The 14,563-nt window shown below is 74.9% G+C and carries 10 protein-coding genes; 5 read left to right on the top strand and 5 right to left on the bottom strand.

The features are described from left to right. Positions 1-63: 63 nt before the first annotated feature. From ACZ6IM_RS12805 to ACZ6IM_RS12790, 4 genes are all read right to left on the bottom strand, one after another. Positions 64-4,734, bottom strand: a complete 4,671-nt coding sequence (locus ACZ6IM_RS12805; protein WP_469556352.1) for a coiled-coil domain-containing protein — start codon at positions 4,732-4,734, stop codon at positions 64-66. A gap of 84 nt (positions 4,735-4,818) precedes the next feature. Beyond that, positions 4,819-5,700 carry a hypothetical protein gene (locus ACZ6IM_RS12800; RefSeq protein WP_052837952.1) on the bottom strand — a complete coding sequence of 294 codons (882 nt, stop codon included), beginning with the start codon at positions 5,698-5,700 and terminating at the stop codon, positions 4,819-4,821. A gap of 100 nt (positions 5,701-5,800) precedes the next feature. Continuing rightward, complete coding sequence (locus ACZ6IM_RS12795) at positions 5,801-7,327, bottom strand: hypothetical protein (protein WP_469556348.1); 1,527 nt, start codon at positions 7,325-7,327, stop codon at positions 5,801-5,803. A 106-nt stretch (positions 7,328-7,433) separates the two neighbouring features. Further along, positions 7,434-8,129: a GntR family transcriptional regulator gene (locus ACZ6IM_RS12790; RefSeq protein WP_052837950.1), complete on the bottom strand. Its 696-nt coding sequence runs from the start codon at positions 8,127-8,129 to the stop codon at positions 7,434-7,436. 138 nt (positions 8,130-8,267) lie between these two features. Between ACZ6IM_RS12790 and ACZ6IM_RS12785 the strand changes: the two genes are divergently transcribed. From ACZ6IM_RS12785 to ACZ6IM_RS12765, 5 genes are all read left to right on the top strand, one after another. Then, entirely contained in the window at positions 8,268-9,590 is a 1,323-nt protein-coding gene (locus ACZ6IM_RS12785) for an MFS transporter (RefSeq protein ID WP_469556346.1), read from the top strand. Further along, the gene (locus ACZ6IM_RS12780; protein ID WP_469556343.1) at positions 9,587-10,420 is read left to right on the top strand and encodes a putative hydro-lyase; all 834 of its coding nucleotides are present in this window, start codon (positions 9,587-9,589) and stop codon (positions 10,418-10,420) included. The genes ACZ6IM_RS12785 and ACZ6IM_RS12780 overlap by 4 nt, the downstream gene beginning before the upstream one ends. A 62-nt stretch (positions 10,421-10,482) precedes the next feature. Beyond that, on the top strand, positions 10,483-11,241 hold the full coding sequence (locus ACZ6IM_RS12775) for a LamB/YcsF family protein (RefSeq protein ID WP_052837947.1): 759 nt from the start codon (positions 10,483-10,485) through the stop codon (positions 11,239-11,241). Next, complete coding sequence (locus tag ACZ6IM_RS12770; protein WP_052837946.1) at positions 11,238-11,864, top strand: 5-oxoprolinase subunit B family protein; 627 nt, start codon at positions 11,238-11,240, stop codon at positions 11,862-11,864. Before ACZ6IM_RS12775 ends, ACZ6IM_RS12770 begins: the two co-directional genes overlap by 4 nt. Then, complete coding sequence (locus ACZ6IM_RS12765; protein ID WP_052837945.1) at positions 11,861-12,730, top strand: 5-oxoprolinase subunit C family protein; 870 nt, start codon at positions 11,861-11,863, stop codon at positions 12,728-12,730. Before ACZ6IM_RS12770 ends, ACZ6IM_RS12765 begins: the two co-directional genes overlap by 4 nt. A gap of 127 nt (positions 12,731-12,857) precedes the next feature. Here the strand turns inward: ACZ6IM_RS12765 and ACZ6IM_RS12760 are convergent, their stop codons facing one another. After that, positions 12,858-14,276: a hypothetical protein gene (locus ACZ6IM_RS12760; RefSeq protein WP_052837944.1), complete on the bottom strand. Its 1,419-nt coding sequence runs from the start codon at positions 14,274-14,276 to the stop codon at positions 12,858-12,860. Between the last annotated feature and the right edge of the window lie 287 nt (positions 14,277-14,563).

Genomic DNA, 14,563 nt, shown 5'->3' with positions numbered 1-14,563 from the left:
TAAGGGGAACCTCCGACAACGCCTCCACTTCATTTCCACACCGGCTTCACGCGTGGACCACGCTCACGCGGGCGACTGTGCGGGGCGTTTGAACATGCGGGTCGCCGTGATCTCGCTGTGCACCGCCTCGCCCTCCCCCTCGGCGGCGGGCGTCGGCTGTGGCAGGCCCGGCCGCAGGTGCTCCTCCACGCTGATGTACTTCAGTCCCGCCCTGAGGTCGGCGTCGTTGCGCAGCCGGATGACCAGGGGGAACTCGGCCAGCGCGGTCGTGTCGAACAGGCCGGTGGTGTACAGGAGCTGGACGCCGAGCGCGTCCGAGACGGCCCGCTGGAGCTCCAGCAGATAGGTGGCGTTGGCGCGGCCGATGGGGTTGTCGAGGAACAGGGTGCCGGCGTGGCGGTGCCGGTCGCGGCCCCGGTCGTTGCTGCGCAGCGCGGCCATCGTGCAGTACAGGGCGATGGCGGCGGTGAGCAGCTGGCCGCCGGAGAAGACGTCGCCCATCTGCCCGACGGGGACGCGCTCGGCGCGCAGTACGGCGTCGGGCTTGAGGATCTCGACGGCGACGCCCTTGGGCTGCAGGGCGGCGGCGACGCCGCGCAGCAGCAGGGACATGCCGTCGCGGCGCAGGTCGGAGTTCTTCTTCACGGCCGCGCGGGTGGCCTCGTCGACGACCTCGCCGAGCCGCTCGGTGAGGGTGGCCTGGTCGGGCTCCTCGAAGCGGATGCGCAGGAACTCCTGCCCGGACCACTCGCCGAGGCCCTCCGGCAGCCGGGACAGCCGCTGGGCGGAGCGGAGGGTGGCGAGGGCCGACTCGACCAGTCCGCGCAGCCGGTCCACGATCGAGTCGCGGTTGCGCTCCAGCTGGGCCAGCTCGTCGGTCAGGACGCGCAGCCGGGGAGCGAAGGCGTCCGCCCACTTGGCGGCGTGCTCGGGCAGCGCGGCGGCGGGCAGTTCGCGGATCTGCTGGCGGGCGGGGGTGCGGACCTGCTCGTAGCGGGTGGAGTTGGCGTGCCGGACGAGGACGTCGCTCGCCTCGCGTACGGCGGCCTCGGCGGCGGACAGGTCGGCGGCGCAGCCGCGCAGCGAACGGCGGGCCTCGGCCGCGGCCCTGCGGGCTTCCTCCAGGTCGCCGGCGTAGGGCTCGGGCTCCTCCTGCTCCTCCTCGGGCCCGTGTTCGCGCAGCAGGTCGCGGAGCATGGCGGCGATCTCGTCGAAGCCGCCGGCCGCGTCCTCGGCGGCGCGGTGCGCGTCGAGCAGTTCGGCGTGGGCGTCGCGGGCCTGGGCCAGGGCCTCGGTGCGCGCGGCGAGTTCGGCGGTCGCCGTGCGCAGCAGGGTCTGGGCGTGCTCGGCGTCGCGCGGCAGGAGCTCCTCGGGGAGGTCGGTGTGGGTGTCGCCGTCCTCGGGCGCGTGCCGTTCGGCCTCGCCGCGCAGCCGGCCGAGCTGTTCGCTCGCGCTCGACATACGGGTCTCCAGGAGCTGGACCAGTTCCTCGGCGCGGGCGACAGCGGCCTGCCGGGAGGGGCCGTCGGAGCCGTCGGGCGATTCCAGGAGCGCTCCGGCGCGGGTGCGGACCTTGTTGCTGAGCCGGTCCAGCTCGGCGCGGGCCGCGCTCTCGTCGCTCTCCGCGCGGGCCTGTTCGGCGCGCAGGTCGGCGCCGACTCCGACCTTCTCGTACACCTGGGACGCGGCGCGGTAGGCCTCGCGGAGGTCGGGCAGGGACGCCTTCGGCTTCGTCGCCCCGGCGCCGTCTGCGGGCTCCTCTTCCGGTACGTCGTCGGGGGCGCCGGCGATCTCGGAGCGCTCGGCGCGCAGGGCCCGCGCCGTGCGGCGGGCGTCGTCGGCGGCGCGCTGGGCGGCGCGCCGGTCCTCGTCGGCGGCTCGGGCCCGCTCCAGGCAGGCCTGGGCGCGGGCCTCGGACTCGGCGCCCTCGTCGGCCAGTTCACGGAGCCTGACCTGCCAGCCGGCGCGTTCGCGCAGCCGGAAGGCGAGTCCGGCGAGGGCGTCGGCGGCGCGGCGGGCCTTCTGTGCGGCCTCCTGCCGCTCGTCCCGCAGGTGCACGGCCTCGGCGGCGCTCTCGTCGGCCTCGGCCCGCAGCGTGCGGGCCTCGGTCAGCTCGGCCTCGGTCTCCTCGGCGAAGGCGCGGGCCTCCTCGGCGGTCCTGGCGAGTTCCGCGAGGCGTCCGGCCGGGCAGCCGGTGCGCCAGGAGGCGAGCCGGGCCGCCAGCTCGCGGTCCTTGCCGAGGCGGGCGGCGAGGGTGCGGATCTCCTCGTCCCGCTCGCCCGCCCGTGCGCGCAGCGCGTGCCGCTCCTCGTCGGCGGCCTGCTCGTCGTGCATGGCCGGGTTCGGCGGTACGAGGAAGACGTCCCCGGTGTCCGACTCGGGGGCCGGGGCCGGGGCGAGCAGGGCGGCGGCCGTGCCGACGGCGACGGCGGAGCGCGGCAGCAGGGCCGCGTCGCCGAGGACCTCGCGGGCGCGGGTGTGCGAGTCCGGGTCGGTGATGATCACGCCGTCGACCAGCTCGGGGCGGGCGGCCAGCACGCGCGCGTGGTCGGCGGGGTCGACGGCCTGGGCGAGGTAGCGCCAGCCGGGCAGGGCGGGGATGCCGTGCTCGCCGAGGAACTCGACCGTGGCCAGCACATCCGGTCCCGGCGGCAGCAGACCGCCGTCGCCGAGCGCGCCGAGGATGCGGGAGTCGTCGGCGGCGGCGGTGCGCAGCTCGAACAGCTGGCGTTCGGCGGAGGAGACGGTGTCGTCGAGCAGTTCGCGCAGTTCGTCGGCGAAGCGGTCGAGTTCCTCGGGGGTCAGCGCGCCGTCCGGGGCGGTGGGAGCGGCGGCCCGGTCGTCGCGGTCGGTGTCCCGGCGGGGCTGGGGGATGCCCGGGCGGGTCCCGGCGGCCAGGCCGAGCAGCTCGGCGAGCCGTTCCTCCGCGGCCAGGGCCTCGGCGGTGCGCCGCTCGCCCTCGTGGGCGCGCTCGGCCGCGGTGGCCGCGTCCGCGGCGCGGGCCGCGGTCAGTTCGGCGCGGCTCTCGGCGGCGGCCGCCTCGCGGGCGCGCTCGGTGGCCCGGCGGGCCGCCTCGCGGGCGGTGTCCCAGGCGGCGACGGTCGTCTTCTCCGCGTCGCTGGCGGCGAGGGCGGCGCGGGCCGGGTCGGCGTCGGGCGCGCTGTCGTCCAGCCAGCCGGCGCGGACGGCTTCGGCGGTCTCCTGTTCGACCTCGGTGAGGCGCTGGCGCAGGTGTCCGGCCTCGCTGCGGGCGCGCTGCGCCTCGGTGGCGGCGGTGGTGGAGTCCCGGTGGGCGGCGTCGCTGACCTCCTGGAGGGCGGCGGACCTCTCCTCCTCCTCGTTGGCGTGGTCCTCGGCCTTCGCGGCCGCCGCGTGCAGGGCGCGGACGAGGTCGACGGCGGCCTTGGAGCGGGCGGCGAGGGCGGGGGCTGCGTCCCGCTCGGCCTCCTGGATGGCGGCCGAGACGCGGGTGACGCGGTCGGCGGCGGCGCGGTGTCGCAGGACGGCCTCGGCGGCCTGCCAGGCGGCGTGCAGGGTGCGGGCCTCGGCCAGTTCGCGCTTCTGCGCGGCGGCGGCCTTCTCGGCGCCGGTCAGGGCCAGGGAGGCGTGCCGGTAGGCGAGTTCGGCGGCGATGAGGTTGCTGCGGTCGCGGGCGGACTCGGCGTGCGTGACGGCGTACGCGGCGGCCGTGACCCGCTGGGCGAGGTCGGAGGCCCGCACCCGTTCCTGGGCGCCGCGCGCGGTGAGCCGGCGGGCGAGGTTCCTGGTGCGGCGTTCGGCGGCGGCGTGGATGTCCCGCGCGCGGGTGCGTGCCTCGGCGGCCTCGACGATCCGGCCGAGGAGGTCGACGGACCCGGCGGTGAAGTCGCGTTCGGCGATCAGCTCGGCGCGCCGGCCCAGCTTGTTGCCGAAGCCGCCGACCAGGTCGGCGAGGCCGTCGGTGTCGCGGGTGTCGGTGACGGCCCGCAGCAGCAGGTCGGTGAAGTCGGAGTCCTTCTTGACCGCGAAGAGACCGGCGGCCTCGCCCTCGTCGGCGTTCATCTCGCGCTGGTAGCGGAAGAGTTCGGGGTCGAGTCCGAGGTCGCCGAGGTGCTCGATCCAGCGGTCGTGGATCTCCTCCCAGTGCACCTCCAGGTGCGGGTAGGCCTTGCCGGCCTCGGTGAGCGCGTCCCTGAAGCCCTTCATGGTGCGCCGCCTGCCCTGCGCTCCTGAGGCTCCCTCGACGGGCGGTCGTACGGCGGTGGCCTCGGCGACCGGCAGGTTGTCCAGGGTCAGTCCGGGGCCTGGCCGGAAGGAGTACCAGGCCTCGGCGAACTTCCGCGGGTCGCCCGAGACCTGCCGCCCGCGCCACTCGCTGACCTTGCCGACGACGACGCACTCGCCGGTCTGCACGTGCTGCCACTCCAGCACCACGTGGCCGCAGTCGTCGGCGAGCAGGAACTTGCGCAGCACGCCGGAGCTGGCGCCGCCCAGGGTGTTGCGGTGGCCCGGGAGCATCACCGAGAAGATCAGCTTGAGGAGCACGGACTTGCCGCCGCCGTTCTCCAGGAAGAGCACGCCGGCGGGCGCGGGGCGGCGCGGCGGGCCGACGGGCTCCTCCTCGAAGAACTCCGCCTGGGTGGGCGCGGGGTCGGGCACGGGCTCGCCCACGCCGCGCAGGTCAAGCACGGTGTCGGCGTAGCGCGCACCGGCGGGTCCGATGGAGTAGAGGCGGACCCGGGACAGCTCGTACATGGCGGACTCTCGTAAGTCTTCGGACGTCGGGACGGACGGGGCGGGGCGTTCGGACGGGGCGGGGGCTGTCGGGCGGCTGTGGGGTCAGGAGGAGTGGAAGGGCAGTCCGGCGTCGGCGACCAGCTCCAGGTCGTCCGTCTCCTCGGCGGGCAGCAGCGTCGCGGTGCCGTCGGTGACCGGGACGACACCCAGGTCCAGCAGCTCGGTCATGGCGGCGCTGCCCGCCATGTCACGCACCTGGAGCTGGTAGCGGGCCGTCGTCCGGTAGGTGCCGCCGTGGTCGTCGCCGGTGCGCTGGAGGAAGCCGGACTCGGTGAGGAACGCGGCGGCCTTGCCGACGATGCCGGTGGTGGAGCCCGGAAGTCTGCGCGCGTCCTTGGTGGCGCCGGTCGCGCTGCGCCGGACCCAGATCCGCCACGCGGCCTCCAGGCCCGGGGCGTCGGTGGCCGGGTCGGTGTTCTCGCCCTGCTGCTCGGCCCGCTCCTCGAGTCTCCGGCAGGCCTGGCGGACGAACGCGTCCACGCCGTTGACCGTGACGCGGCCGATGTAGCCGTCGTCGGCGAGGTCTTCGGGGCGCGGGTAGGCCATGGCGGCGACGGCGAGGTGGGCGAGGCCGTGCAGGAAGCGGTCGCCGGAGTCGGTGGCGGCGCGACGCGCGTAGTCGCCCATGCGGACCGCGAAGACCGAGTCCTCGGCTGCGGTCACGGCCATTCCCGCACGCGGGGACACCTCCAGGACGACCAGCCCGAGGCCGGCCGCCACGGCGTCGGCGAGCCGTGCGAACGGCGGGTCCTCGCGGTAGCGGCGCAGCAGGTCGGCGTACTCCTGGTCGCGGGCGGGCAACAGCTTGGGCTGGAGGCCGAAGGCGACGAGCCGCGCCGCGTCGGCGGCGTCGGCGGGCGTGACGGCCGCGGTGGTCGGCGCGGCACCCGCCTCCGGCTCGCTCCGGTCGACGTGCTCGGTCACGGTCGGTACTCCTCGCTGTGCTGTCGCTGGGGACGGGGGTGGGGGCTGTGGTGGTGGGCGACGTGCTGAGCGGGGCCGTCGCAGCGGTGGTGCCGTCCGGTCATGCCGCCTCCGTCCGGTCCGCCGCCATTCCCGCCGCGTCCAGCAGTGCCGTTCCGACGATGAGGTCGGCGCCGCCGAACTCGGGGTCGTCCAGCTCGGTGCCGTCGTCGACGGCGAACAGCAGCTTCGGCTCACCCTGGCGGTAGGCGGTGCCGACCGGCGGGCTGGCCGCGTGGACGGCGAGCAGGGCGACGAGGTACGGCAGTTCGGCGTCGCGGGCGCGGGCGTCGGCCAGCAGCCCGGACAGGCGGCGCGGGGCGTCGTGCGGCAGGTCGAGCAGCTCCATGGCGGCGGCGAGCTGCTCCTCGCTGAAACGGCTGTCGTCCGGGGTGGCGATCAGGTCGGGCTCCGGCATCTCGGCGCCCAGGTGCTCCCGCTCCACCGGCGGGGTGAGGAGTATGTCGACGAGGTCGCCGACCCGGACGGAGACGGGTGTGCGCAGCCCGGTGCCCCGAGCGAAGAAGGCGTCGGTGACGCGCAGCGCCCGCTCCACGGGCAACGGCAGCACGGGGGCGACGAGATGGCCGTACAGGTCGAGGCCGGAGGTGGTCAGGGGGGTGGCGAAGGCCTGCCGGTCCTGTTCCGCGCGGAAGAGCGGGCCGGCCTCCAGGAGGCGGGACTGGAGCTGGGTGTGGCGGCGGATGCAGTCCTTGACGATGTCGACCAGCTCGGCGGCGCGGCGCTTGTGCTCGGCGTCCTCGGTCTCGTCGCGGGCCTTGCGGATGTTGGTCAGGATCGCGTTCTCGTGCCGGTAGCGGTCGGCGACGTGGTCCAGGGCCTCGGCGATCATGTCGGGGACGGCGGTGAGCCAGTCCACCGCGCGGACGTTGCGCCGGGTGGCGTCCAGGGCGCGGCGCAGGGTCTCGGAGTACTGGACGGTCCGGTACCGGGCCTGTTCGGCGGCGAGCTGGGCGTCGGCGAGGCGGCCGCGGCTGATCAGCACCTCGAGCTTCACCTCGGCGGCGATCTGGGCACTGGTGACGTCGGTGTCCAGGGCGCCGACGAGGACGTTGACCGCCTCGTCCGTGGTGCGCAGGTAGACGGTGCCGCCGGGGCCGGGGACCTCTTCGAGCAGCTTGAAGTCGTAGTCGCGGCGCACATAGGTGCCGTCGGGGCCGAAGGTGCCGTACACCGCGCGGAAGCCGCGGTCCACGCTGCCGACGTTGATCAGGTTCTCCAGGACCCAGCGGGCCACCCGCTCGTGCTCGGCGGCGGGGCGGCTCGGGGCCTGGGCGGCGACGCGCGGGATCAGCCTGGCCACTATCTGGTCGTGGTCGGCGCCCGTGTCGAAGTCCATGTTCAGCGTGACGAGGTCGATGGCGGCGAGGGCGACCTCCGCCATGCCGTACACGGAGTACTCGCCGGCGAGGTTGACCTTGCGCGCGTCGAGGTCGTGCAGCGGCGCCGTGCAGGCGAGCGCGCGCAGCCGCCGCGCCAGGCCCTCGTCGGCGGCCGGGCCCGGGGCGGGGCGCGGCCCCGCGCTGAGCTGGGGCGGAACGCTGTCCGTCGATGCAGGCGAAGTCACGGTGCACAGACTAGGTCCTCGGTCTGACATCGGCCCAAACGGCGCAGATGGGCCCCCTCGGGCACGGCGGTCGGCCGCCGTGCCGTGGGCCGTCGTGTCGCCGGTCCTACCCTTCGTCCCCGACCCGCCGCAGGTAGACCTCCACGACGCGCTCCAGCGAGTTCTCCAGATAGACCGCGAGCAGCCGCGCCGCCTTCTCGCGCTCGCCGCTCTCCAGGGTCGTGAGGATCTCCGCGTTCCGGGCGATGTACGGCTCGTGCAGGCGCCGCGGGTCGTCCACGACGTGGAAGGCGAGACGCAGTTCGGCGAAGACGCTGCGCATCAGTTCGTCGGTGCGTTCGCTGCCGGCGAGGGCCACCAGTTCCCGGTGGAAGTGGATGTTGGCCGTACCCACGCCTTTCCAGTCACCTTCGCGGGCCGACCGCCGCCCGTCCTCGACGGCCTCGGCGAGCCCGTCCAGCGGGTACGGCGGCTCGCCGAGGCCCCGGACGACGGCGCACTCGACGAGGGAGCGGGTGCGGTAGATGTCCTCGACGTCCTCGACGGTGAGGACCCGGACGAAGACGCCCCGGTTCAGCTCGTGGACGAGCAGGCGTTCGTGCGTGAGCAGGCGGAACGACTCGCGCAGGGTGTTGCGGGAGACGCCGAGGGCGCCACCGATGCTGTCCTCGGACAACCGGGTCCCGGGTGGGAAGTAGCCCTCGGCGATCCGGCTCCTGAGGATGTCCGAGACCCGCTCGGCGGTGCTGGTCCGCCCGAGGAGGGCGCGGTCGTCGGCCAGTCCCGTCAACTGCTCTGCCATGCCCGGAATTCAATCGCAGATGCCAGAACGAAACAACAGGGGTATTGAGGGATCGTTGAACGATCCCCTACGGTGCCCAAGCAGCGTCGCTGTACTGCTCGACCAGCACCCTCCCGTCCTCCCACTGCGAGGTGCACCATGAGCACACCGGCTCCCCCACCGGCCCTCCCCGCCGACACCCGCCCTCCCGGCACGTCCGAACACGCCTCGGAAGACGGCCCGTTCGGCTGGCTGCGTGCCCTCGGCCCGCGGGGCCGCCGCGCCTTCGGCGGCGCGTTCGGCGGCTACGCCCTCGATTCGTACGACTACTTCACGCTGCCGCTGACCATGGTCGCGCTGGCCGCGTACTTCGGTCTGGACAGCGGTCAGACCGGCCTGCTCACCACCGTCACCCTGGTCGTCTCGGCGGTCGGCGGCGCACTCGCGGGTGTGCTGGCGGACCGCGTCGGCCGGGTCAAGGCGCTGTTGCTCACCGTGATCACCTACGCGGTCTTCACGGTGGCCTGCGGCTTCGCGCCCGACTACGAGACGCTGCTCGTCTTCCGCGCCCTCCAGGGCCTCGGCTTCGGCGGTGAGTGGGCGGTCGGCGCGATCCTGGTCGCCGAGTACGCGAGCCCCAGGCACCGCGGGCGCACGCTCGGCGCGATCCAGAGCTCGTGGGCCGTGGGCTGGGCACTCGCGGTGATCGTGTACACGCTGGTGTTCTCGCTGGCAGGTGACGACCTGGCCTGGCGCGTCATGTTCTGGACGGGCGCGCTGCCGGCGCTGCTCGTGGTGTGGGTGCGGCGCAGTGTCCACGACGCGCCGCGGGCCGCCGAGGTCCGGGAGAAGGGCGCCGGCAAGGGGTCGTTCGCGGCGATCTTCAAGCCGGGCACGGCGGACTCACCGGGGCTGTTGCGCGTCACGCTCTTCGCGAGCCTGCTCTCGACCGGGGTCCAGGGCGGTTACTACACCCTCGCCACCTGGGTGCCGACGTACCTGAAGGACGAGCGCGACCTGTCGGTCGTCGGCACCGGCGGCTACCTGACGTTCCTCATCTCGGGCGCCTTCCTGGGCTATCTCACCGGCGGCGTGCTCACCGACGTGCTGGGCCGCAGGCGCAACATCTGGCTCTTCGCGCTGCTGTCGGCCGTCTGCATCCTGGCGTACGCGAACATCCCCAGCGGCGCCAACACCCTGCTTCTGGTGCTCGGTTTCCCGCTCGGTTTCTGCATGTCGGCCATCTTCAGCGGGTTCGGTTCGTACCTGAGCGAGCTGTACCCGACGGCGGTGCGGGGCGCGGGCCAGGGCTTCACGTACAACACCGGACGCGCCGTGGGCGCCGTCTTCCCCACCACGGTCGGCTTCCTCGCCGACAGCTGGGGCGTGGGCGGCGCGCTCGTCTTCGGCGCCATCGGCTACGGCATCGCGGCACTGGCCCTGCTGGGTCTGCCGGAGACGCGCGGAAAGGAACTGGCATGAACCACCCGCACTCCGCGACCGGGGACCGTCCGCTCGCCCTCGTCGACGAGCACGCGCACACGTGGAGCCCGAAAACGGCCCGCGCCCGCTTCCGGAAGGGGCTGTCCGGCCCCACGGCCGGGGTCGCCGCCGGCCACACCCAGGCCAACCTGATCTCGGTGCCCGCCGACTGGGCGTACGACATGCTGCTGTTCAGCACCCGCAATCCGCAGCCCTGCCCGTTGCTCGACGTCACGGACGCCGGGTCGTGGACCACCGTGCTCGCCGACGGCGCGGACCTGCGCACCGATCTGCCGCGCTACCGGGTATGGCGGGACGGCGAGTTGGTGGACGAGCCGACGGACGTGCTGGAGCACTGGCGGGACGACCTGGTGACGTTCCTGATCGGGTGCAGCTTCACCTTCGAGTGGGCACTGGCCTCGGCGGGCGTCCCGATCCGCCACGTCGAGCAGGGCCGCAACGTCCCGATGTACGTCACCTCCCGCAGGTGCCGTCCGGCCGGACGGCTGCGCGGGCCGATGGTGGTGTCGATGCGCCCGGTGCCGCCCGCGCACCTGTCGGCGGCGATCCACGAGAGCAGTCTGCTCCCGGCGGTGCACGGCAGCCCGATGCACTGCGGCGACCCGTCGGCGCTGGGCATCGACGATCTGGACCGGCCCGACTTCGGCGACGCGGTGGACCGCGAGCCGGATGACATCCCGGTGTTCTGGGCCTGCGGCGTGACCCCGCAGGCGGCGGTCATGGCCTCGCGGCCGCCCTTCGCGCTCACCCACGCGCCGGGGCAGATGTTCCTCACCGACGCCCGTTACGAGCAGTACCGCGTGGTGTGATCCGGATGCCACGGCACGGGTCCCGGACCGCCCGCGGCCACGGCACCGGGGACACTGGAGACATGACCTCGATCGACCTGAACGCGGACCTCGGCGAGGGCTTCGGCCGTTGGCGGCTCACCGACGACGAGGGGCTGCTGTCCGTCGTCACCAGCGCCAACGTCGCCTGCGGCTTCCACGCCGGTGACCCGGCCACCATGCGCCGGGTCTGCGAGCTGGCGGCGGAGCGGGGCGTGGTGGTCGGCGCCCAGGTCTCCTACCGGGACCTGGCAGGTTTCGGGCGGCGCGCGATGGACGTGCCGCCCGCCGAACTGGCGGCCGAGGTGGCCTACCAGATCGGCGCCCTGGAGGTCTTCGCCCGCGCGGCGGGCACGCGCGTGGCGTACGTCAAACCGCACGGCGCCCTCTACAACCGGGTGGTCGGGGACGAGGAGCAGGCCGCCGCGGTCGTGGACGGGGTGCTCCTGGCGGGCGGCACGCTGCCCGTCCTCGGGCTGCCCGGCTCCCGCGTGCTGGAACGGGCGGGGCGGGCGGGGCTGCCGGTGGTCCCGGAGGCGTTCGCGGACCGGGCCTACACGGACGGGGGCACGCTCGTGCCGCGCGGGCAGGAGGGCGCCGTGATCGCCGACCCGGACGCCGTCGTGGAGCGCGCGGTGCGGCTGGCCCGCGCCGGCACGGTCACCGCCCGCTCGGGGGCCGTGGTCGAGGTGAGGGCGCGTTCCCTGTGCGTGCACGGCGACACGCCCGGGGCGGTGGAACTGGCGCGCCGGATTCGGGAGCGGCTGGAGGCGTCCGGAGTCCGGGTGGAGCCCTTCTCGTGAACGTCCTGCGGGTCGGCGACCACGCCCTGCTCGTCGAGGTGTCCTCGGGCGAGGAGGCCGAGGCGTGGCACGCGGAGCTGTCGCGGCGCCGCGCGGAGGGCACGCTCGTGGCCCGGGAGATCGTCCCGGCGGCCCGCACCGTCCTCCTCGACGGCCTCGCCGACCCGGTCGGGCTCGCGGCCGAACTGACGGCCGCCGAGGTGCCGCCCGCTCCCCCGCGCGCGGGGGACGTCGTCGAGATCCCGGTCCGCTACGACGGCCCGGACCTGGCCGACGTGGCCGCGCACTGGGGCGTCGCGGCGGACGAGGTGGCACGCATCCACGCGGGCACCGAGTTCCGGGTCGCCTTCTGCGGGTTCGCACCGGGCTTCGGCTATCTGACCGGCCTGCCGGCGCGCTACGACGTGCCGCGCCGGGACACCCCGCGCACCGCCGTCCCGGCGGGTTCGGTGGCGCTGGCGGGGCCGTACACGGGCGTGTACCCGCGCTCGTCGCCGGGCGGCTGGCAGTTGATCGGCTCCACCAACGCCGTGCTGTGGGACCACAGGCGCGTTCCGGCGGCGCTGCTGTCGCCGGGCACGCGTGTGCGGTTCGTCCCCCGAGGACGCCAGGGGGGTCCATGACGGACCGTGCGCTCGCGGTCGTCCGCGCCGGGGCCCTGACCACCGTGCAGGACCGGGGCCGGCCCGGCCACGCCCACCTCGGCGTCCCCCACTCCGGGGCGCTCGACGCACCCGCGGCGGCGCTGGTCAACCGGCTGGTCGGCAATCCGCCCGGGGCCGCCGTCCTGGAGACCACGCTCACCGGCTGTGCGCTGCGCGCGCGGTGCGCGCTGACGGTGGCGGTCGGCGGCGCCCCCTGCCCGGTGACGGTGGACGGACGGCCGGTGTCCTGGGGCGCTCCGGTCGCCGTGCCGCCCGGCGCGCTGCTCGACGCCGGGGCGGCGGACCGCGGGGTGCGCTCCTACGTGGCCGTCCGGGGCGGCGTCCTCGTCGAGCCGGTCCTCGGCAGCCGCTCCACCGACCTGCTGTCCGGCCTCGGCCCGCCGCCCCTCGCGGACGGACAGGTGCTTCCCCTGGGACGGCCGGGCGGGCGGTACGCGCGCGTGGACGTCGCTCCACAGCCGGCTCCTCCGGCGGAGCTGGTCCTGCGGGTGACGCCGGGTCCGCGCGCCGACTGGTTCACGCCGGAGGCGGTACGGGCGTTCACCTCGCGCGCGTACCGGGTGTCCTCCGCGAGCAACCGCATCGGACTGCGCGTGGACGGACCCGCCCTGGAACGCGCTCGCCCGGGCGAACTCCCCAGCGAGGGCACGGTACTGGGCGCGGTGCAGGTGCCGCGCGACGGGCGGCCGGTGGTGTTCCTGGCCGACCACCCGACGACCGGCGGCTATCCGGTGATCGGCGTCGTGCGCACCGCCGACCTCCCGGCGGCGGCCCAGGCGTCACCGGGCACACCGGTGCGCTTCTTGGGAGTACGGGGGCGCTGACCCCGCCCGTCGGAGTGGGCGCGGCCACGCCTGACTGAGCCGCGGTCCGTCCGCCGTTCATCCGGAGCGCCTCGGGCTGGAGCCGCGCGCCCGGTGCGGGGCCCGGTCGGACCGGCGCCCGTGGCGCTCACACGGCGGGCGCGTCCGGTCCGAAGCGGCTGCGTACCGCCGTCTGGACCTCGTCCTCCTCGGCCGGGTCGGCGGCGAGCCTGCGCAGCCGTTCGACGACGCGGTTGTCGCCGGTCTCGGCATGGCGTGCGGCGATCTCGCGGGTGGTCTCCTCGCAGTCCCACAGGCACTCGATGGCGAAGCCCGCCGCGAAGGACGGGTCGGTGGCGGCCAGCGCGCGGGCGGCCCGGCCGCGCAGGTGGGAGGAGGCGGTCTCGCGGTAGATGTGGCGCAGTACGGGCGCGGCACAGGCGATACCGAGCCGCCCGGTGCCGTCGACGAGGGTCCACAGGGTCGGCGCGTCGGGGCCTTCGCCGCGTACCGCCTCCCGCAGCGCCGCGAGCACGAGATCGCGGTCCTGGGCGGCGCCCCGGCAGGCGAGCACCCGTCCGGCGGCGGCCCCCAGGGCGTCGGGCCGGTGCACCCAGCCGCGGGCCCGGTCGACGGCGGCGAGGCTGCGCATGCGCTCGTAGGCGGCGACGGCGGCCTCGACGACCGGTGTCGAGCCCGTGGCCACGGCGCCCTCGATCAGGTCGAGGACGTCCGGATCATTGCTGTCGGCGAGATAGCGCAGGGCGGTGCAGCGGGCGCCCTCGGTGCCCGACCGCGCGGCCTCGACGATCTCGGGCCGGTCCTCGGGCCCGGCGACGGCCGTGAGGCAGCGCGCGGCCGGCACGTGGAGCGGGGTGCCGCGCTCGACGCCCTGCTCGGCCCACTCGAACACGGCTCGCACGCTCCAGCCGGGACGCGGTCCGGTGGAGTTCATCTGGCGCTGCCAGCGGTCGAAGCAGCCCGTCTCCTGGGCGGCGCGCACGCGCGTGGCGATCAATTCGCGGGGGTCGTCGGCCCACAGGCGCCAGGGCCGGGGCTCGAAGGCGTCCCGCACCGCGGCGGCCAGCTCGGCCTCGCCCTCGGCGTCGCGCGGGAAGCGGGCCAGGACGGGCGCGGCCAGGGCGCGCAGCCCCGCGTCGTCGTCGCGCAGCGCCAGCTCGTCCAGGGCCCACGCCCAGTTGACGCCATGTGCGGCGTACCGGCGCAGCAGCCGGAGCGCGTCCAGCCTGCCGTAGGAGGCGAGGTGACCGAGGACCGCGAGGGCCAGCCCGGTGCGCGACTCGTCGGCGTCCAGGACGTCCTCGGGGTCGAAGAGGTGGGCCTCGATCGCGTCCAGCTCGCCGTTCAGGTCGAGGTAGAGGCGGGCGTAGTAGAGGGAGCGGTTCTCGACCTGCCAGTCGTGGCGGGGGTCGTGGAGCACACAGTGGTTCAGTGCCGCGAGCGCTTCGGCGCGCGGAGCGGTGAGCGCGTGCAGCGTGCCGTCGCCGCGACCCCGCTGAAGCAGGCCGAGCAGCGTACCGCTGGGCGCTATGACCGGATCGAACATGGGAAACAGCCTCACATCAAGCGTCGACGCAACCGGGGAGCACGCGTTACCTGGCCGTGCGCCAACACGTCGGAGCGCCCGCCGTCTCTTGCTTGCTGAAGACCATGTTCCTCTGCCTCTCGTCGGTGGCCCTTGCGGGCCGTGTCACGGCCCGCGCGGTGCGGCAACACCTGCCCAGCCATCACGTCCGTGAACCACGTCGTCATGATGGCCCGGCGGTCACATCTGCCGCGACCGAAATTTCGGCGGCCCTGTACCGCCTCCCCCGTTTTCAGTGTTTTCCCTGG

The organism is Streptomyces sp. NPDC042336 (assembly GCF_055581985.1).
This window is presented reverse-complemented; position numbering and strand designations above follow the sequence as displayed.

Excerpts from the sequence above, each read along its gene's own strand:
- ACZ6IM_RS12805 (WP_469556352.1), bottom strand. The coding sequence starts at position 4,734 with ATGTACGAGCTGTCCCGGGTCCGCCTCTACTCCATCGGACCCGCCGGT.
- ACZ6IM_RS12790 (WP_052837950.1), bottom strand. The coding sequence starts at position 8,129 with ATGGCAGAGCAGTTGACGGGACTGGCCGACGACCGCGCCCTCCTCGGG.
- ACZ6IM_RS12785 (WP_469556346.1), top strand. The coding sequence starts at position 8,268 with ATGAGCACACCGGCTCCCCCACCGGCCCTCCCCGCCGACACCCGCCCT.
- ACZ6IM_RS12780 (WP_469556343.1), top strand. The coding sequence starts at position 9,587 with ATGAACCACCCGCACTCCGCGACCGGGGACCGTCCGCTCGCCCTCGTC.
- ACZ6IM_RS12775 (WP_052837947.1), top strand. The coding sequence starts at position 10,483 with ATGACCTCGATCGACCTGAACGCGGACCTCGGCGAGGGCTTCGGCCGT.
- ACZ6IM_RS12765 (WP_052837945.1), top strand. The coding sequence starts at position 11,861 with ATGACGGACCGTGCGCTCGCGGTCGTCCGCGCCGGGGCCCTGACCACC.
- ACZ6IM_RS12760 (WP_052837944.1), bottom strand. The coding sequence starts at position 14,276 with ATGTTCGATCCGGTCATAGCGCCCAGCGGTACGCTGCTCGGCCTGCTT.